Source organism: Actinoalloteichus spitiensis RMV-1378, assembly GCF_000239155.1.
GTDB classification, from domain to species: domain Bacteria; phylum Actinomycetota; class Actinomycetes; order Mycobacteriales; family Pseudonocardiaceae; genus Actinoalloteichus_B; species Actinoalloteichus_B spitiensis.
Genome location: NZ_AGVX02000804.1, coordinates 1 through 611, shown reverse-complemented (window position 1 = coordinate 611; position 611 = coordinate 1). Strand labels below are relative to the sequence as shown.

Genomic DNA, 611 nt, shown 5'->3' with positions numbered 1-611 from the left:
CGGTACTACGGTCGGGGGCGTGACGAGCCACTCCGAAGTCAGGGCGATCCGCCGAAGCGGGCACGCCACCCCTGGTGCGGCCGAACTCGCCAGCAGCCCCTTCCGGGTCGACCGCGACCGGGTCGCCAGCTCACCCTCGTTCGCCCGCCTCGGCGCGGTCACCCAGGTCGTCAGCTCCACGGGGAGTGGCCTGCTGGTGCACAACCGGCTGACGCACAGCCTGAAGGTCGCGCAGGTGGCCAGGGGGATCGCCGAACGCATCCACGCCGACGCGGGTCTCCACGCGGCCGTCGACCGGCTCGGCGGCCTGGACCTGGACGTGGTGGAGGCGGCGTCCCTCGCGCACGACCTGGGTCATCCGCCCTTCGGGCACCTGGGTGAACAGGTGTTGGACCGGCTCGCCCGGCACCGCTTCGGCCTGCCCGACGGTTTCGAGGGCAACGCCCAGACCTTCCGCATCGTCACCACCACCGACGCCGGCGGTCTGCTCACCCCGGGCCTGGACCTCACCGCGGCGGTCCGCGCCGCCCTGCTCAAGTACCCGTGGACCCGGCTCTCCTCCCCGCGCCCCCACCCCCGGACGATGCGGGTTCCGCCGCGAGGGGCGGCCG

1 protein-coding gene is annotated in these 611 nt (G+C 74.1%); it reads left to right on the top strand.

Annotated elements, in window-relative coordinates; all coding sequences use genetic code 11:
* Positions 1-19 precede the first annotated feature (19 nt).
* Positions 20-611: dGTP triphosphohydrolase (gene dgt / locus ACTIDRAF_RS0225435; protein ID WP_016701465.1), on the top strand; the 592-nt coding region annotated here is incomplete at its 3' end.